The organism is Vibrio rhizosphaerae, assembly GCF_024347095.1.
Taxonomy (GTDB): Bacteria; Pseudomonadota; Gammaproteobacteria; order Enterobacterales; family Vibrionaceae; genus Vibrio; species Vibrio rhizosphaerae.
In genome coordinates, this window is sequence record NZ_AP024903.1 from 1,110,629 (window position 1) to 1,129,957 (window position 19,329).

A 19,329-nucleotide genomic window follows, 5' to 3' on the forward strand; every position below is an offset into this window, starting at 1 on the left:
ATTAGTTGTGTATATCTTAACAGAAACTCATTTTCTCAAGCCAGACCCAAAGGACGATTCGGCCAGATTTTCCGGGATTTATTGTATCAGCCGGTGTTTCCTGATAAAGGCGCTGCTGTAGCCCAGTTGTTTCACCTGTTCCAGAGTTTGTCGGGTCTGGGAGTAGTCATGAAATGGTCCTAGAAAGACCCGATGACTACCATTGAGGCTATCGATATAACTGGTCACAGATAACTTCTGACTCAAATCTCGCGATAAAGTTCGGGTTCTTTCCAAATGTGCTGAGGAAGAAACCTGAATGACATAGTCAGATGGGTGTTTTTTTGGGGGAGTCGCCGCCGTGACGGTTGGGCGATCATAAGTGAGTACCTCTATTTTAACCGGGGCTGTGCCCGTTCGGATGATGTCAAGCTTGTATGCCGCAGCATAGCTTAAATCGATAATTCTTCCGCTGTGGAACGGTCCGCGATCATTGATCCGTACAATTGCCGTTTTACCATTATTGGTGTTGGTGACCCGGACATAACTGGGGATCGGTAACGTTTTATGGGCTGCGGTCATCGAATACATGTCATAAATCTCACCATTGGAGGTTTGATGACCATGGAATTTTTTGCCATACCAAGAGGCAAGCCCTTGCTCCTGAAATCCTTTGGGATTTTTAATAATATGGTACTTCTTTCCCCGAACCGTATAGTCTCTGTTTCCGCCAAGACTATAAGGTTCATATTTGGGGTGGGCATCTTCGATATTATCAACGGAGATGGGGCGTTTCGGGGCCACATCATCACGAATATCATAACGGCCGGAAGAGCTACAGCCCGCCATGAATAAGAGGATTGCGCTATAATACAGAAGCAGTCGAATGCTCATCAGTTTGCCTTTGAAAATGCTTTTCGGTGAGTATGAATTGACATCAGAATGCCAAAGCCTGCCATGAGAGTCACCATGGATGTCCCACCATAACTGATTAATGGCAGCGGAACGCCAACAACAGGTAAAATTCCACTCACCATACCAATATTGACAAATACATAGACAAAAAAGCTGAGCACAACACTCCCGCCCATCATTTTTCCGAAAGCGGTCTGGGCATTGCTAGCCAGATACAGTCCGCGTCCGATGATAAACAGGTAGACGGAGAGCAAAGCTACAATCCCGATGAGTCCCCATTCTTCGGCAATTACGGCAAAAATAAAGTCGGTATGACGTTCTGGCAGAAATTCAAGTTGTGACTGAGTACCGTGTAACCAACCTTTCCCCAAAATCCCGCCGGAGCCAATAGCGATTTTACTCTGAATAATGTGATAACCGGCCCCAAGAGGATCTGACTCTGGATTAAATAAGGTCCGGACACGCACTTTCTGATATTCACGCATCAAAAAGAACCACAGTATCGGAACAAAAGCCCCGGTGGCAAACAGCGCAGCAAAAATGATACGCCAGCTAATCCCTGCGAGAAAAATGACAAAGATACCGGAAGCGGCAATCAGAATCGATGTGCCTAAATCAGGCTGTTTGGCAATCAGAATGGTCGGGACAAAGACCATAACCAATGAAACACAGAGCGTCTTGAATGATGGGGGGAGTGGATGTTTGCCGATATAGCGGGCGACCATCAGCGGTACGGCCAATTTAAGCAGCTCTGACGGCTGAAACCGGATCACACCAATATCGAGCCAACGCTGCGCGCCTTTGGACACTTCTCCGGCAAGCAGAACCCCGAAGAGTAATAAGACACCACAGAAAAACAGAAAAGGTGCCAAAGATTCATAATTTCGTGGCGATAGCTGAGCAAGCGCAACCATAATGGTCAGAGCCAAAACCATCCGCATGGCCTGACGTTCCATCATCGCCATATTTTGGCCACTGGCACTGTACATCACCACCAGACCAAATCCCATGACCAGTAGTAGACCGAGTAATAGCGGAAGATCAATGTGCAAACGTTCAAAGAATGCCCGGCTCTTGCCTGTAGACGGATTGAATTCCATTAGTCTTTCTTCTCTTGTTGGTCTTCATCTAGAATGATGTGGTCAAATATCTTTCGCACCACGGGAGCACCGTGACTGGAGCCGCCGCCCGCATTTTCCAATACGATTGTGACAATGGCTTTCGGGTTATCGACGGGCGCAAATCCGGTAAACAGTGCATGGTCGCGTAAATGTTCGGCAAGCTCATCAGCATTGTATTCTTCCCCTTCGGCGAGGCCAAAGACCTGTGCGGTGCCTGACTTGCCAGCACTTTTATATTTGAGATTTTTAAATGCGTGACGGGCGGTTCCCCGTGGGCCGTGATTGACCAGATACATCCCATTAATAGCGATATCCCAGTATTTCTCAGGCACGCCGGTAATAGGCGGATAGGTTTCTACTTCTGCGAGTTTCTGTTTGTCAAAGGACTCTCCATTTTCAATGGTTGCCCGGAGGAAATGTGGTGCCAGAACCTTGCCGTGATGGACTAAAACCGAGATCGCTTTCGCGATCTGCATCGGTGTTGCTGTCCAATAGCCCTGACCGATACCGACGGGAATGGTGTCTCCCTGATACCAAGGGGTTCGGTGGCGAGCCATTTTCCACTCTCTGGTCGGCATGTTGGCTTTACTTTCTTCAAAGATATCAATCCCGGTGTATTCCCCGTAACCGAACATCTTCATCCAGCGTGACAGGCGATCAATCCCCATATCATAAGCGACTTGATAGAAGAACGTATCAACGGACTCTTCCAGTGCTTTGGTGATGTTGACTTTACCATGTCCCCATCTTAACCAGTCCCGGAAAGGTTTCGTTTTTGAATTGGGAATTCGCCAGTATCCCGGATCATTCCGGGTTGTGGTGGGGGTGATCACACCTTCTTGTAATGCGGAGACGGCAATTAACGGTTTCACTGTGGATGCCGGCGGATAGATCCCCAATGTGGCTCGATTGACCAGAGGATGGTCTTTATCTTCCAGCAGCGCACGGTAATCTTTGCCGGTAATCCCGTGGACAAAAGCATTAGGGTCATAGCTTGGACTGGAAACCATTGCCAGAACGCCGTTATCTTTCGGGTCGAGGACGACCGCGGAGCCTCTTTTGCCATCAAGCAAATGATAAACGTAACGTTGTAGATTAATGTCTATATTCAGAACCAGATCCTTGCCCGGCACAGGAGGCACATATTTGAGGGTGCGGATAACGCGCCCACGGCTGTTGACTTCAACTTCCTGATAACCGGGCATTCCATGGAGAATATCTTCATAGTAGCGCTCGATACCGAGCTTACCGATATCACGGGTTGCCTGATAGTTTGCCTCTTTTGCTTCTCGCTTGAGTCGTTCAATGTCCCGATCATTGATTCGGGAAACATAGCCGATCACATGAGTCAGCATTTTACCGAAAGGATAGTAACGTTTCAGCCGGGCTGTGACGGCAACGCCGGGGTATTTATATTGATTGACTGAAAATTTAGCGACTTCTTCCGGCGTCAATTGTGTCAGAATCGGCACGGAATTGAAGCGTCGGGTTTGGCGTAATTCTTTGCGGAAAGAATCAACTTGTTCCGGTGAAATATCAAGGATTTGTCTTAATTGCTGAATGGTCTCATTCATATCATCGACTTGTTCCGGGGTAATTTCCAAATCGAAGATCGGGCGATTTTCCGCCAGTAGCACACCATTGCGGTCATAAATCAGCCCGCGGTTCGGGGCGATTGGGACAATTTTAATCCGATTGTCGTTAGAGCGGGTTCTGTAATCCTGAAATTGCACGACCTGAAGGGTATACAAGTTTGCGATTAACACACCAACCAGAATGATAATCGCTAAAAAGGAGATAATAGCCCTGTTTCGAAACAGACTGTCTTCTGACTTGTAGTCTCGGATCTGACTGCGTTTGCGAAGCATCTTGTTCTATTCTCGATGATAAGGATGGTTGGTCGTGACACTCCAGGCCCGGTACAAACTTTCAGCCATCACAATACGGACTAAAGGATGAGGGAGCGTGAGTGGTGATAAAGACCAGCTCTGTTCTGCGGCTTGTTTGCAGGCCGGAGCTAACCCTTCCGGCCCGCCGATGAGGATTGAGACATGACGGCCATCTAATTTCCAGCTTTCCATTTGTTGTGCCAGTTGATGGGTATCCCAGCGCTTTCCCGGAATATCGAGCGTGACAATGCGATGTCCTTTCGGAACCGCAGCGAGCATCGCTTCCCCTTCTTTATCCAGTATTCTGGGGATGTCTGCGTTTTTACCCCGTTTTCCTGCGGGAATTTCAACAAGCTCTAAAGGCATATCATGCGGGAAGCGACGTTGGTATTCGTTGAATCCCTGTTCAACCCATTGGGGCATTTTTGTACCCACAGCAACTAGCTGAATCTTCACACTTTAGCTCCAGAGTTTTTCAAGCTGATAGAGCGATCGTTGTTCTTCCTGCATGACGTGTAACATCGAGGTTCCCATATCCAGAACGACCCATTCTCCTTCTGAGTCACCTTCGATACCGAGGGGAGACATCCCTAATTTTTTGGCTTCGCTGGCGACATGATTGGCAATCGATGATACATGGCGTTTGGATGTGCCGGTGCAGATGACCATATAGTCCGTGATGCTGGATATCCCGGCTACATGAAGTGCGGTAATATTTTCTGCCTTCATATCATCTGCTTTATCCACTAAAAAATTTTTCAGGTCTTCGTGTTGCAATGAAATTTCCTCTGACTTGGTCTCTACTTTCAATTGATTTATTTTAAAACGATCCGATTTTAATCCGCGGATCGCTGTAAATCTCGTTAAAGTATATCATGCTTTTAGGTCGAAAAAGCGGGCGTCAAATTGGCTTGGGTAAATTGCAAACTAAACGCTTGCAATAAGGGCCATGGGTCAATGTCGTAGCGTGTTTTTACCGCCAGTTCAATGTGGCTCAGGGCTTGGATTAGCATATATAGTTTCTCTGCACTGAGTCGGTTTAATGCATTCACATAAAGAGAGCGCTTATTTTTCCAGATCCGGTGTTTATCCATCAGTGTATGCAGCGATGCCTCTTGCTGTTGTGCATGAAGCGTGGTGAGTAACCGTAGCTCTTTCTGGATTGAGCGTAACAGTAGTACGGGTTCAGTGCCCTCGGCTTCCAGCTGGCGCAAAATGCGCTGACAACGGTTGGCTTTTCCGTCCAGCAAAGCATCTGTCCAGTTGTAGACGGTAAAATGATTATGTCGCGATAGTGATGCTTCGACTCGGATCAACGTCAGCTGACCGTCAGGATAGAGCAGCGCTAGTTTTTCCAGACTCTGAGCCAGGGCGAGCAGGTTTCCCTCATGCCATTGTGCCAGCATCTGTAGGGCTTCAGGGTCGGGAACGAGCTTTAGTTTCCGGCAACGCTGCATGACAAATTGCGCCAGACGATTGAGATCCGGTGTGAGGCAATTGACCAGACAGCCTTGTGTGGCTAACGCTTTAAACCATTTGGTATTTTCCTGCGCTTTGGTGAGTTTATTGCCGATGACGACTAAGATCGTATCCGGATGTAACATGTCTCCCAACGCGAGGAGCTGTGCGGTTAACTGGGCATTCAGATTACCGTCCGGGAGCGTTAATTCGACCAATTGTTGGCTCGAAAACAAGCTGAACGCCTGAAAATGGTCGAAGACTTGCTGCCAATCCAGTGTACTGTCCGCCTGATAGCGGTAGATTTCAGCAAAACCTCGCGCTTTGGCTTGTTGGGCAATGGTGAGCCGGGACTCTTGCAATAATAACGGTTCATTTCCGAACAGGAGATAAACCGGCATTAATTGATGTTGCAGGTGTTCCGGCAATTTTTCCGCAAATATACGCATCAAAATCTCAGTCAGACTCTATTGGCTTGTCGTGTGCTGATCCGTTGAAACCTCAATGGTTGATACATGACTCTTGTCACCTCCTTGATCTGACATTTTGCGCTGCCGTGAGGAACGTTCTGATAAAGTCAGGTCTGGTTTTAAACGGGCCATGAGGCGAATAATTTGAGATGAAGCAAGCTGACGCATCTCATCGATGAGCATGTTACTTTCCATTGATTTGGCCAGCGCTGTCAACGGGTTGTCCAGATAGCTGCGGGTAACCGTTGTGGTGAATGTTTTGGTCCCTACGTCGGGCACGGTGACCCGGAATGTCGCATTGAGAGTCAGTTCTTTTTCCGCCGCGATCGTATTCTGATAAATAGACAGTGTTCTTGATGAAATCGTTTCGCTGACTAAATGTAAATTAGGAATATTTTCTGCCGGTTCAACGATCTCAATCTCATTCAGCCTGAGCCGGTTTTTGACCATTCGGGTAAATTGACTGTATTGGTCATAACTGGTCACAGATAGCTTATCTAAAGCTTCGGGAACATCATAATCTCCCCGTAAATGAAAACCACAGGCAGTCAACGATATCGTCAATAGTGTCAGGAAAACATGTCGTAGTAATGAGGGATGAAGTGAACGCATTCGAGTCCTATTTTAATCAATTGTACAGTGGTCATTCCAAACGATCATTTGGTTGTTGAACAACCCATCGATGAAATAAAATCCTCTGTCCGTCAATCACGAGAGTCAGTAAACATTATAAATACCTGTTTACTGACTCGTATTCAGTGATTTAGTTCATCACGATTAGTTTGCTACAATGCTCAGTAGTTTACCCGGAACATAGATCACTTTGCGGATCGTCAGGCCATCAATAAATTTCTGAACATTCTCGTCCTGAAGTCCCAAGCTTTCAACTTGTTCTTGAGAGGCATCAGCGGCAACGGTTAATTTACCACGTACCTTACCATTAACTTGCAGAACAATCAGTTTTTCATCTTCAACCAGCGCTTTTTCATCGTAGGTCGGCCAAGGGGCATGATCGAGATCCGTACCGCCCAGTGCTTGCCACATTTCAAAACAGATGTGCGGCGTGATCGGAGACAGCATCACCACAATGGCTTTGAGCGCTTCATCCAAAATGGCACGATCCTGAGGATTTTCCTGCGGCGCTTTACCCAATCGGTTCATCAGCTCCATAATTGCTGCAATCGCAGTATTGAATGTCTGACGACGTTCAATATCATCGGTGACTTTGGCGATGGTTTTATGCACTTCCCGACGGAGAGCTTTTTGCGCATTGTTCAGGGATTGGGGTTCCACAGCCACGGCAACACCTTGTGTTGTGTGTTCAAGAACCAGTTTCCAGACACGCTTCAGGAAGCGGTTTGCTCCTTCAACACCGGACTCCTGCCATTCCAGCGTCATATCCGCAGGGGAGGCGAACATCATAAACAACCGGACGGTGTCAGCACCGTATTTGTTAACCATTTCTTGCGGGTCGATACCGTTATTCTTCGACTTCGACATTTTGACCATGCCGGAATGCTCGACCTGACGTCCTTGCGCATCAATCGCGGCGGTAATCCGCCCTTTGCCGTCACGCTCAATTTTGACTTCTGTCGGAGAAACCCACTCTTTGCCGCCTTTTTCATTCTGATAGCTGAATGCATCAGCCAGAACCATACCTTGACATAACAATTTCTTGAATGGTTCATCAGAAGCAAGATAGCCGGCATCACGCAGCAGTTTGTGGAAGAAACGTGAATAGAGCAGGTGCATACAAGCGTGTTCAATCCCACCGACATACTGATCGACAGGCAGCCAATAGTTGGCTTGTTCTGCGTCTACGATTTGATCTGCTTGTGGCGAGCAGTAGCGAGCGTAATACCATGATGATTCCATAAAGGTATCAAATGTATCGGTTTCGCGCAGTGCCGGCTGGCCGTTATAAGTCGTTTCAGCCCATGTTTTATCCGCTTTAATCGGACTGGTCACGCCATCCATCACAACATCTTCCGGAAGCCGGACCGGGAGTTGATCCGCTGGAACCGGATGGACTTCACCATCTTGTGTTGTGACCATCGGAATGGGGGCGCCCCAGTAACGTTGGCGGGAGACACCCCAGTCACGTAGACGGAAGTTGACGGTCTTGTGTCCTTTCCCTTCTGCTTCAAGTTTGGCGGCAATGGCATTGAGTGCTTGCTCGAAGTCGAGACCATCAAACTCACCAGAGTTGAACAAAATGCCTTTTTCGGTATAAGCCGCTTCCGAAATATCAAGAGTGCTGCCATCCGCCGGTTGAATAACAGGCTGGATATCTAAACCATATTTGGTCGCAAATTCGAAGTCACGCTGATCGTGAGCCGGAACTGCCATCACAGCGCCAGTGCCGTAATCCATCAGAACGAAGTTGGCAATGTAGATCGGCACTTCACGCCCGTTCAGCGGATGAATGGCTTTCAGACCGGTGTCGATGCCTTTTTTCTCCATCGTTGCCAGTTCGGCTTCTGCGACTTTCGTATTCCGACATTCATCAATGAACTGCTCAATCGTTGGATTATTTTTTGCTGCGAGGGCAGCCAGCGGGTGACCTGCTGCGATACCGACATAAGTGACACCCATCAAGGTATCCGGGCGGGTTGTATAGACTTCCAATGCACCATAGTTTGGCACGTCGAACTGCAACTCAACCCCTTCTGAGCGGCCAATCCAGTTACGCTGCATGGTTTTGACCATTTCCGGCCAGCCGTCCAGCGTGTCCAGATCGTCAAGCAATTCCTGAGCGTAAGCGGTAATTTTGATAAACCATTGTGGGATTTCTTTCTGTTCGACAGGAGTATCACAACGCCAGCAACAGCCATTCTCAACCTGCTCATTGGCCAGAACAGTCTGATCGGTCGGGCACCAGTTGACAGAAGAGGTTTTTTTATAAACGAGGCCTTTTTCATAGAGCTTGGTAAAGAATTCTTGCTCCCAGCGATAGTATTCAGGCCGACAGGTCGCAAATTCCCGGTTCCAGTCATAACCGAATCCCAGTAGCTTCAACTGGTTCTTCATGTATTCGATATTTTCATAGGTCCATGGTGCCGGTGCCGTTTTATTCTTGACCGCTGCATTTTCAGCCGGAAGACCAAAGGCATCCCATCCGATGGGCTGCATGACATTTTTACCTTGTAGGCGTTGAAAGCGGGAAATCACATCACCGATTGTGTAATTACGGACGTGTCCCATGTGTAGTCGGCCACTTGGGTACGGAAACATAGATAAACAGTAAAATTTTTCTTTGGTAGAATCTTCTGTAACAGTGAATGTTTTGCTGTTTTCCCAATACGCTTGAACTTTGGGCTCAATTTCTTGTGGATTATATTGTTCTTGCATCGATGATGTCCGATTATCTTGGATTTGTGAGTTCAGTTAGAACAGGTACGAATAGATCGACATAGAATACCTAAAGCGAGAGTACACAACAATAGTCAATCTAGTTTGGAAGAGGTTTGTCATGTCAAAACATAAATCGGGATATGAAACTCTGTTACAAGAGGTGATTGAAACCGTAAAACACAGTCCAGAAGGACTTCAGAATGCAATCGAAACTTCTGAGAAAGTCGTTCAGGCCGCGTCGGATATGACCAAAGATGAATTGGCATTGATCTCCGCCTATATGAAAGCCGATTTGCATGAGTTTGCGGAACATTACGAGGAAAGCAAGAGCGGCCCTTTTTCAGTGATGATTTCTAATTCAATCTGGGAGGCGCTCGCGTCGATTACCGACAGAACGGTGGTCGAATGGACCGAACTGCATCATGAGCTCGAACATCAGGGAACCTACCAAGCCGGAGATGTGATTGGCCTTGGAGTGCTGGTTTGTGATCGATGTGGTCATAAAATGGAATATAACCACCCGACAGAAGTGATCCCTTGTATGTCCTGCGGTCATCAGCAGTTCAGCCGAGTGTCGGTTCGTCCTAAAGCATCATAAATACTTGAGTTACTTTCTTCACTGTAATTTGTCATCATTCGCGTGTGCGGGTGGTGACAAACCCGAAGCACAGACTGAACGCTATCCAGATATAAAGTGGCCATGAACCCAGCATGCGATAAGGGGTTTCTCCCTGTGTCGGCGTCAGCGTTACTTTGAGAACACCGGCTTCAAATTGTGGCAGTTGCTCGGTGATCTTACCCCGATAGTCCGTCACAGCCGTGACCCCATTATTGGTTGAACGAATCAGGGGAATGCCCAGTTCCAGTGCCCGCATTCTTGCGATTTCCATATGTTGGAGCGGTCCGATCGAGCGTCCGAACCAAGCATCGTTTGACAAGGTCAGCAGGAAGTCTGTTTGATCCGTAACATTTTCCCGAATTTGTTCGTTAAAGACGATTTCATAGCAAAGTGCGGCAACGAAAAAGCGACCGTTTGCCTCAATATTCGGCTGAATATAAGGACCCGGAGAAAATGATGACATTGGGAGGTTGAACAGTGGTGCCAGTGGGCGTAGCCATTGTTCAAACGGAACAAATTCACCAAATGGCAGGAGATGGTGTTTCTTATATTGGGGGCGGTCTGCGCTGGGGTACGCTGGTGTCCCCTGCCCGAGGGCGAGAATGCTGTTGTAGAAGGTTTGGCTATCTGGACGGGTTAATATACCGGTGAGCAGCGCGGAATGATTTTGTCGGGCAAGTTCATCAAGCGAACTGAGATATTCCGGTAGTTCGTGTTCAAAAGCAGGAATCGCGGCTTCCGGCCAAATGATAATATCTGCATCCCAGTTTTGTTGTGTGTAATCTGCATATTTCATCAGTGTTGGCCAGCGCTGACTGGGACGCCATTTCAGCGCTTGGTCGATATTACCTTGAACAAGGGCTATTGTTGTCTGACGCTCTGGTTGCGGGGCAACCCAGTGAACAGCATGCAAGCCAGCTGCGATGCCGTAAACACTCAATGGAGCAAGCAATATAAGCCATCGCCGCTTCAAGGTAAAATATGTCATTGCGGCAGAAATCAAGGCAACTGCCAGTGTGATCAGTTCGACGCCACCAACCGGGGCATAATTAGCCAGCGGCGTATCGATTTGGCTATACCCAAGCCAAAGCCATGGGAATCCGGTAAATACCCAGCCCCGTAGCCATTCGCTCACGAGCCAAAGGGCAGGGATTACCAGCAAATAGCGGATAGCGGACTCTCGAGGAAAGAGTCGGTTCAGGATGTAACCAAACAAAGCCGGATAAAGTGCCAGATAAGCGGAGAGTAACCCCATCAGTAGAATACTGACCACTTTGGGTACTCCGCCAAACGTATCAATACTGACGTGAATCCAGTAAACGCCGTGACCGAAAAAACCGAGCCCCCAACATAATCCCAATAGGAACGCTTGTTTGGCTGAGCGCTGAGATAGCAGGAGAAATAAAAAATACAGGGAGAAGCACGCCAGCGGCCACAGGGAATAGGGCGCAAAAGCAAATGAGCCGATGGCACCAGAAAAAACGGCCATGAGTGGCCGTATAAAACGAGAATAGTTTGAATGAGACATCAGCTTATTATTGTTTTGCTCGATAGAGGGTGATTACTGATTATATTACTATTCCTGAAACTCTTCTGAAACGGTTTCAATGTCAGGAATTGTGACTTGGAGCTGGACAACGCGCCGATTATCCGCACTGGTTACTTTGAACTGATAGTCAGCCAGTTGTACGACTTCGCCCCGTTCAGGCAGATGGCCGAATGCTGTCATCACTAGTCCGCCAACGGTATCCACTTCTTCATCACTGAAGTTGGCACCGAAGGTCTGATTAAAGTCTTCAATCGTTGTGAGTGCGTTGATGGAGAACGTATGCTTGCTAAGCTTACGGATATCTTGTTGTTCTTCATCATCGGTCTCATCTTCGATATCGCCGACAATTTCTTCTAGGATATCTTCGATCGTCACCAGTCCTGATACGCCACCGAATTCATCGACCACAATGGCCATGTGGTAACGCTCTTCCCGGAACTCTTTCAGCAACCGGTCAACGCGTTTACTTTCAGGAACGATTACTGCCGGACGGATCACTTCATCAATATGAAATGGGGTACAGGTTGAACCGAGATATTTGAGCAGATCTTTTGCCAGTAAGATACCATCAACGTGGTCTTTATCTTCACTGATGATCGGATACCGCGAGTGCTGGGCATCGGTGATAAGGGTGATTAATTTGTCGAGCGATGCATCCCGGTCAATGGTCACCATCTGGGAGCGGGGGATCATGATATCGCGAACCCGCATTTCAGATATCTGAATGACCCCTTCCAACATTGCTTTTGTATCGTGGTCGATCAGGTCGTTGACTTCCGAATCCCGGATCACTTCCACCAATTCCTGTCGATCTTTGGGGTCGCCTTGAAAAAGCTGACCTAAACGTCCAAAAAAGGACTTCCTACTCGGACCTTCAGAATTCTGCGAATTGTCTTCGTTCATTGTTACTCTATTCAGTCACGCTATCAGACGTGTGATAGCACACATCGTAGAACAGGGGATATGAAGAACCTGTGCTACTGTTTCTCTGCTAAATATGGGTCTTGATATCCCAATTTCAACATGATTTCTGTTTCGAGTGACTCCATTTCTACGGCTTCGTCATCGTCGATATGATCATAACCTAACAGATGAAGGCTACCATGTACAACCATATGCGCCCAATGAGCAGGTAACGGTTTATGCTGCTCATTGGACTCCTGTTCGACCACTTGACGGCAAATCACTAAATCGCCTAATAGATCCAGTGTCACCTCTGGTGGTGATTCAAACGGAAACGACAACACGTTTGTCGGTTTATCTTTTCCGCGATATTGACAGTTTAGTTGCTGACTTTCAGCTTGGTCAACAATTCGAATCGTGACTTCTGCCTGAGCCTGAAACGGGGTAATTGCAGCCGTGAGCCAGCGGGAAAAATCCGCTTCGGAAGGGATGCCATCTGTCTCATCAACTGCGATTTGCAAATCAAGTACAATACTCATGACTGATCAGACTCCGGTACGGTAGGAGAGGTACCTTGTTGTTCTTCCGTCGCCCGGTTTTGTTGTATTTCACGGCGTCTGCGTTCGTACTCTTTGCGTTCTTTTTGATCCTGAGCTTCCCATTTCTCATAAGCATTGATAATCCGGGCAACCACAGGATGGCGAACCACATCATCAGCCTGAAAGAAATTAAAGCTGATTTCAGAGACTTCATTCAGTACTTCGACCGCGTGTCGTAGTCCTGATTTGGCGCCACGAGGCAAGTCAATCTGAGTGACATCGCCGGTAATGACGGCTCTTGAGTTGAAACCGATCCGGGTCAGGAACATTTTCATCTGTTCGACGGTGGTATTCTGGCTTTCATCCAAGATGATAAATGCATCATTGAGGGTCCGGCCTCGCATGTAGGCGAGTGGGGCAACTTCAATCACGTTTCTCTCAATCAGCTTTTCGACCCGTTCAAAGCCAAGCATTTCAAACAGGGCGTCGTACAGCGGACGAAGGTATGGATCAACCTTCTGACTCAAATCACCGGGGAGAAATCCCAGTTTCTCACCTGCTTCAACTGCCGGACGCGTAAGCAGGATCCGACGAATTTCTTGTCGTTCGAGTGCATCAACGGCAGCGGCAACTGCAAGATAGGTTTTCCCGGTCCCGGCAGGGCCGACACCAAACGTGATGTCATGGGTGACCATATTCATCAGATATTGCGCCTGATTCGGCGTTCTGGGTTTGATCATCCCTTTCTTCGTTTTAACGAAGACTTCTTTGCCATGCTCAAAAGTCGCTTCGGTGTGTTGTTCCAAAATACCGGACTCTTTAATCGCCAGATGAATCTGTTCCGGCTCAATATCAGGAATATGGCCTCTGACCGGCGCGGTATTCACATAAAGGGTTTTGAGAATATCAATGGCTGCTGTTGCCGTATGTGGTTTACCCACCACGGTAAAGTGCTGATTACGGTAATTGATTTCAACGCCCAGGCGACGTTCAAGTTGTTTGATATTATCGTCAAACGGTCCACACAGACTTGCCAGGCGACGGTTATCGGATGGTTCTAGGCTGATTTCCAGTGTGATAATTTTATTACTCAATGTGACCTCTCATGTTGCCATCCCCGGGTTTCCGATTCTGACCGGAAACCGGATGGTAAATAGTTCGAGATTAAGGGGTAAACGTAGCCACTCCCAGTTCATTTTCTCGACGTGTCTTTTGGATCATTTCCAGTGGTGACATCACCACTCGTAGATCCATTTCCTGCTCGGTGCGGATTAACTCACCGCGCAGAGAGTTCGGGAAAACATCGACAATTTTGACATCGACAAACTGACCGATCAGGTCGGCGGAGCCTTCAAAATTCACGACGCGATTGTTTTCGGTTCTGCCGCGTAATTCCATCAAATTCTTTTTCGACGGGCCTTCAACCAGAATACGTTGCTCTGTATCTAACATCAGACGCGAGTAGCGCATCGCCTGACTATTAATGGTCTGTTGCAATTCATACAGACGCTCTTTTTTTACCGTCTCACTCAGATCACACGGGTAATCTGCTGCCGGCGTACCCGGGCGAGGAGAGAAGATAAAACTGAAGCTCATATCAAAATCTACATCCCGAATGAGTTTCATCGTATCCTGAAAGTCTTTATCTGACTCGCCAGGGAAGCCGACGATGAAATCAGAACTGATTTGAATATTCGGACGGGCTTTACGGAGTTTACGGATGATCGATTTGTATTCAAGGGCGGTGTGTGGCCGCTTCATCATCGTCAGAATACGATCCGAACCACTTTGTACCGGCAGGTGCAAGAAGCTCACTAATTCAGGGGTATCTTCGTAAACTGCAATAATATCATCGGTAAATTCTAACGGATGGCTGGTTGTGAAGCGGATCCGGTCGATGCCATCAATTGAGGCAACTAAACGTAACAGCTCTGCGAATGAGCAAATCTCACCATCGTGTGTGGCACCGCGGTAGGCATTCACATTTTGTCCGAGCAAATTGACTTCACGCACCCCTTGTTCGGCAAGTTGCGCAATTTCATACAGGACGTCGTCCATCGGACGGCTGACTTCTTCTCCTCGGGTATAAGGCACCACGCAGTAAGTACAGTATTTTGAACAACCTTCCATGATGGAAACATAAGCTGTTGCGCCATCGGCCCGAGGTTCAGGCAAACGGTCAAATTTTTCAATTTCCGGGAATGAAATGTCCATGACAGGCGCTTCGGCAGATTGAGACTGCTTAATCATTTCTGGCAGGCGGTGCAGCGTTTGTGGGCCGAATATCACATCCACGAATGGTGCCCGCTCACGGATATGATCACCTTCTTGTGTAGCGACACAGCCGCCGACACCAATGACCACACCCGGCTTATTATCTTTTAAGTTTTTCCAGCGACCTAATTGATGGAATACTTTCTCTTGAGCTTTTTCTCGAATTGAACAGGTATTCAATAGTAGGACATCTGCTTCCTCTGGTTCTTCTGTTAACTCATAGCCACTGGCTGCATTGAGTAGGTCGGCCATTTTAGATGAATCATATTCATTCATTTGGCAGCCCCAGGTTTTAATTAGCAGTTTCTTACTCATCTCACTTTCGCTCGTTTTGTCTGTCTGAATGCTTGGGAGCCTATGTCCCTAGTATATACTGAAATTACCGCACTAACGGTAAGCGGCGTATTGTACTGTTTTCAAAACCTGCTGACCAGTGTTTAACACCGATCACAATATACAATGAAAATAGCAATCCAATGTTCAGTGTGATTTCGGATGTCATCGTCTGCTATATCTTTATTTTGACAGCGTAAATAAGACAAAATGGGTTCTCAAGATGACTGTGAGTCCGTACAATCGTCGTGGTCAGAATTAGTCATAAGTAGTCAGCATTATGGAAACATATCAAGTTGCTGTTGTCGGAGGTGGCATGGTCGGTGCCGCGTTAGCTTTGGGGCTGGCACAGCAGGGTAAAAAAGTTGTTTTACTGGAAAGTCATCAGCCACAGCCTTTTGCAGCCACACAGCCGATGGATGTACGGGTATCTGCTATCTCAATGGCTTCGGTTAAACTGCTTGAGTCATTGGGCGTGTGGTCACAGATTGAGTCGATGCGGGTGTGTCCATACCGCCGCCTTGAAACGTGGGAATCTGCAGCGTGTCGGACCTGTTTTGATGCCGATGCGCTTGGATTGGCGCAGTTAGGTTATATGGTTGAGAACCGGATTATTCAGCTTGGTCTCTGGCAGGCATTTCAGCAACATCCTAATCTGACGCTGCAGTGTCCAACTCGATTAAAGCATATTGATTTTGGTGAGCAGAGTAACGACCTGCATCTTGATGATGGTCAGGTGATTCAGGCGCAGTGGGTGGTTGGGGCTGATGGCGCTCATTCTCAGGTGCGTGATTTTGCCCAGATTGGTGTCACCGCATGGGATTATCGTCAGCACTGTATGTTGATTCATGTGAAAACTGCATTGCCACAGCAGGATGTTACCTGGCAAAGGTTCTACCCCACAGGGCCGCGCTCATTTTTACCGTTGAACGGACATCAAGCTTCGCTTGTCTGGTACGATACGCCACAACGCATTCGTCAGTTGAGTCAGCTATCTGCAACGCAGCTGGCACAGGAAATTCAAATGCATTTTCCTGAAGAGCTCGGTGAGATTGAGGTGGTCCAACACGGTTCCTTTGCTTTAACGCGGCGTCATGCACAGCAGTATGTGGCCAAGCGATGCGTGTTGATTGGTGATGCCGCTCATACGATTCATCCGCTTGCCGGACAAGGTGTGAATCTTGGCTTTAAAGATGTGGCTTGCCTGCTCAAGCAAATTTCAGAATCGAGTACACTCGAGGAAAGCGTTTTTGTGCGTTACGAACAGCGCAGAAGGCCAGATAATTTACTGATGCAAACAGGAATGGACATCTTTTATAAAGCTTTTAGTAACAGTCATACGCCAGTTAAAATCGTTAGAAATGCAGCTTTAAAACTGGCAAATCATTCTGGGATACTGAAGAAACAAGTGTTGCGTTATGCGATTGGTCTGTCATAACTGAAAATGAAATATAAAAAACGCTGCTTTTGGGGCAGCGTTTAGCAAATGAACATTCTCATGATGTTGTTGCGTTTATTTAGTGACACGCAGTACTGCGGTTTCACCAACAACAACTGAACCGGAGAGTTTGTTCAGTTCTTTGATTTCATCCATGTTTGAGATCACAACTGGTGTGAGCGTTGATTTTGCTTTTTCTTCTAGCAGAGCAAGATCAAATTCAATCACAGTGTCGCCCGCTTTAACCGGTTGACCTTCTTCTGCGATACGCTTGAAACCTTCGCCTTTCAGTTCAACAGTATCGATACCGAAATGAACGAATAACTCAACACCGTCTTCTGATTCAATAGAAAATGCATGGTTTGTTTCGAAGATTTTACCAATTGTGCCGTTAACAGGAGCAACCATCTTATCTCCAGATGGTTTGATGGCAATGCCATCGCCAACGATTTTTTCAGCAAAAACGACATCAGGCACATCTTCAATATTAACGATTTCACCAGATAGCGGTGCAATAATTTCAATTGCGCCTGTGTCAGCACTGTCGTCAGATACTAACTTTTTAAGTTTGTCAAACAGCCCCATTGTGTCAGCTCCTAAAGTTTAAATTTATTCTTTCGGGTTATAGTATACTAATGATATGCAGTAGGCGACCACTTTTGTTCGCCCACTACAAATGCTTATATCATTATTGTGACTTTTCTGAGATAAACTTCTCTACACAAGCGTCAATTTCTTCTGCTGTAGGTAGAGAAAGCGCTTCCTCTGCCATCGCTTTGACTGCTTTATAGTCTACTTCACGAATCACTTTTTTCACTTTCGGGATAGAGATTCCGCTCATTGAGAATTCATCAAGTCCCATACCCAAAAGAAGTAATGTTGCTCGTTCATCACCGGCAAGCTCACCACACATCCCGGTCCATTTGCCTTCGGCGTGAGAAGCATCAATAACTTGCTTAATCACATTCAGCACTGCTGGAGATAGTGGGTTATATAAGTGAGAAATCATTTCATTTCCTCGGTCAACGGCCAGAGTGTATTGTGTCAGGTCGTTGGTACCGATAGAGAAGAATGAAACTTCTTTTGCCAGATGGTGAGCAATCGCTGCTGCTGCCGGTGTTTCTACCATGACGCCGACTTCAATCGATTCATCAAAATCATAGTTTTCTTCACGCAGCTCAGCTTTATAGGTTTCAATCGCATCTTTCAGTTCGCGGATTTCTTCAACAGAAATGATCATCGGGAACATGATACGGAGTTTACCGTGGGCTGAAGCACGCAGAATCGCACGAAGTTGATCACGTAAGATTTCGCGACGATCCAAACTGATACGAATGGCACGCCAGCCGAGGAATGGGTTCATCTCTTTTGGCAAGTCCATATAAGGCAAGTCTTTATCGCCACCAATATCCATCGTGCGGATAATGACCGGCTCACCTTGCATGGCTTCTGCAACTTCTTTATACGCTTCGTACTGCTCTTGTTCAGTTGGTAGTGATGTCCGATCCATAAACAGGAATTCTGTCCGGTACAGACCGACACCTTCACCGCCGTTACGCATCACACCGTCACAATCTTTAACCGTACCGATGTTACCGCAAACTTCAACGCGGTGTCCGTCCAGCGTTTCTGCCGGTAAATCTTTCAGTTTGGCCAGCTCTTCTTTTTCAGCAAAGAATTTTTCACGAACGCTCTTCGCTTCAGCAAGCTCATCTTCTGAAGGATTAATCACAATCTTGTTATTGATCGCATCGAGGATCAGTGTGTCGCCATTTTTGACGTGCTTGGTGATCTCATTGGTACCGACAACTGCGGGCAACTCAAGAGAGCGAGCCATAATTGAGGTATGAGATGTCCGGCCACCGATATCGGTTGCAAAACCTAAAACATATTCGAGATTAATTTGTGCGGTTTCTGACGGCGTCAAATCGTAAGCAACAAGGATAACTTGTTCATTGATGGCGCTCAGATTGACAATGTTGATACCCAAAGCATTTTTTACAAAGCGGTTACCGATATCGCGAATGTCTGTGGCACGCTCTTTCAGATATTCATCATCTAATGATTCCAGAGCGGCAGCTTGTTCTTCGATAACCATATGGATGGCGTTGTCAGCGTGCAGTTTATCTTTCTTGATGAGGGCTAAAATTTCTTCTTCCAGCTCTTCATCTTCAAGCAGCATGATGTGGCCTTCGAAAATAGCTTCTTTTTCTTCGCCAAATGTCTCAAGCGCTTTTTGTTTAATTACTTCCAACTGCGCTTTGGATTTATCGCGTGCGTCGTAGAATTTTTGTACCTCAGTTTCTACTTGAGCATCTGAGATAGCGTTGGTGTTAAGGACGATTTCGTCTTCTTGAAGTAGTAATGCTTTACCGATAGCAATACCAGGAGATGCTAGGATGCCTGAAATCATAGCCATACCTTAAACTGGTCAATATTATTGAGAGATTACAAAATCAAATGCTAACCATATTGTTAGCATTTGTCA

General features: G+C 47.0%; 17 protein-coding genes. 2 read left to right on the plus strand and 15 right to left on the minus strand.

The window, feature by feature from the left end; genetic code table 11:
* Positions 1-78: 78 nt before the first annotated feature.
* The 8 genes from OCV37_RS04780 to leuS form a co-directional block, all read right to left on the minus strand.
* Positions 79-873, minus strand: coding sequence for a septal ring lytic transglycosylase RlpA family protein (locus OCV37_RS04780; RefSeq protein ID WP_038181992.1), 795 nt, complete (start codon positions 871-873; stop codon positions 79-81).
* The gene (rodA, locus tag OCV37_RS04785; RefSeq protein ID WP_038181988.1) at positions 873-1,994 is read right to left on the minus strand and encodes a rod shape-determining protein RodA; all 1,122 of its coding nucleotides are present in this window, start codon (positions 1,992-1,994) and stop codon (positions 873-875) included. Before rodA ends, OCV37_RS04780 begins: the two co-directional genes overlap by 1 nt.
* Positions 1,994-3,883, minus strand: a complete 1,890-nt coding sequence (gene mrdA, locus OCV37_RS04790) for a penicillin-binding protein 2 (protein ID WP_038181987.1) — start codon at positions 3,881-3,883, stop codon at positions 1,994-1,996. Before mrdA ends, rodA begins: the two co-directional genes overlap by 1 nt.
* Positions 3,884-3,889: 6 nt before the next feature.
* Positions 3,890-4,360: a 23S rRNA (pseudouridine(1915)-N(3))-methyltransferase RlmH gene (gene rlmH, locus OCV37_RS04795; RefSeq protein ID WP_038181986.1), complete on the minus strand. Its 471-nt coding sequence runs from the start codon at positions 4,358-4,360 to the stop codon at positions 3,890-3,892.
* 3 nt (positions 4,361-4,363) lie between these two features.
* Entirely contained in the window at positions 4,364-4,681 is a 318-nt protein-coding gene (rsfS, locus tag OCV37_RS04800) for a ribosome silencing factor (RefSeq protein WP_038181984.1), read from the minus strand.
* A gap of 104 nt (positions 4,682-4,785) precedes the next feature.
* Entirely contained in the window at positions 4,786-5,811 is a 1,026-nt protein-coding gene (holA, locus tag OCV37_RS04805) for a DNA polymerase III subunit delta (RefSeq protein WP_038181983.1), read from the minus strand.
* Positions 5,812-5,829: 18 nt separating this feature from the next.
* Positions 5,830-6,444: an LPS-assembly lipoprotein LptE gene (locus OCV37_RS04810; RefSeq protein ID WP_038181981.1), complete on the minus strand. Its 615-nt coding sequence runs from the start codon at positions 6,442-6,444 to the stop codon at positions 5,830-5,832.
* Positions 6,445-6,609: 165 nt separating this feature from the next.
* On the minus strand, positions 6,610-9,183 hold the full coding sequence (leuS, locus tag OCV37_RS04815) for a leucine--tRNA ligase (RefSeq protein ID WP_038181977.1): 2,574 nt from the start codon (positions 9,181-9,183) through the stop codon (positions 6,610-6,612).
* Between the two features lie 121 nt (positions 9,184-9,304).
* Here leuS and OCV37_RS04820 point away from each other — a divergent pair, with 121 nt between their 5' ends.
* Entirely contained in the window at positions 9,305-9,784 is a 480-nt protein-coding gene (locus OCV37_RS04820) for a zinc ribbon-containing protein (RefSeq protein WP_038181976.1), read from the plus strand.
* 34 nt (positions 9,785-9,818) lie between these two features.
* Here OCV37_RS04820 and lnt read toward each other — a convergent pair whose 3' ends face one another.
* From lnt to miaB, 5 genes are all read right to left on the minus strand, one after another.
* Positions 9,819-11,333 carry an apolipoprotein N-acyltransferase gene (gene lnt / locus OCV37_RS04825; RefSeq protein WP_038181974.1) on the minus strand — a complete coding sequence of 505 codons (1,515 nt, stop codon included), beginning with the start codon at positions 11,331-11,333 and terminating at the stop codon, positions 9,819-9,821.
* Positions 11,334-11,381: 48 nt separating this feature from the next.
* Positions 11,382-12,257, minus strand: coding sequence for a CNNM family magnesium/cobalt transport protein CorC (gene corC, locus OCV37_RS04830; RefSeq protein WP_038181972.1), 876 nt, complete (start codon positions 12,255-12,257; stop codon positions 11,382-11,384).
* 74 nt (positions 12,258-12,331) lie between these two features.
* Positions 12,332-12,796 carry an rRNA maturation RNase YbeY gene (gene ybeY, locus OCV37_RS04835; RefSeq protein WP_038181969.1) on the minus strand — a complete coding sequence of 155 codons (465 nt, stop codon included), beginning with the start codon at positions 12,794-12,796 and terminating at the stop codon, positions 12,332-12,334.
* Positions 12,793-13,890, minus strand: coding sequence for a PhoH family protein (locus OCV37_RS04840; RefSeq protein WP_038181967.1), 1,098 nt, complete (start codon positions 13,888-13,890; stop codon positions 12,793-12,795). Before OCV37_RS04840 ends, ybeY begins: the two co-directional genes overlap by 4 nt.
* 70 nt (positions 13,891-13,960) lie before the next feature.
* Positions 13,961-15,385: a tRNA (N6-isopentenyl adenosine(37)-C2)-methylthiotransferase MiaB gene (gene miaB, locus OCV37_RS04845; RefSeq protein WP_038181966.1), complete on the minus strand. Its 1,425-nt coding sequence runs from the start codon at positions 15,383-15,385 to the stop codon at positions 13,961-13,963.
* A 298-nt stretch (positions 15,386-15,683) separates the two neighbouring features.
* Here miaB and OCV37_RS04850 point away from each other — a divergent pair, with 298 nt between their 5' ends.
* Positions 15,684-16,841, plus strand: coding sequence for a 2-octaprenyl-3-methyl-6-methoxy-1,4-benzoquinol hydroxylase (locus OCV37_RS04850; RefSeq protein WP_038181964.1), 1,158 nt, complete (start codon positions 15,684-15,686; stop codon positions 16,839-16,841).
* A gap of 75 nt (positions 16,842-16,916) precedes the next feature.
* On the opposite strand, the gene crr is transcribed toward OCV37_RS04850, so the two are convergent.
* On the minus strand, positions 16,917-17,426 hold the full coding sequence (crr, locus tag OCV37_RS04855; RefSeq protein WP_038181962.1) for a PTS glucose transporter subunit IIA: 510 nt from the start codon (positions 17,424-17,426) through the stop codon (positions 16,917-16,919).
* Between the two features lie 103 nt (positions 17,427-17,529).
* Complete coding sequence (gene ptsI / locus OCV37_RS04860) at positions 17,530-19,254, minus strand: phosphoenolpyruvate-protein phosphotransferase PtsI (RefSeq protein ID WP_038181961.1); 1,725 nt, start codon at positions 19,252-19,254, stop codon at positions 17,530-17,532.
* Positions 19,255-19,329: the final 75 nt, after the last annotated feature.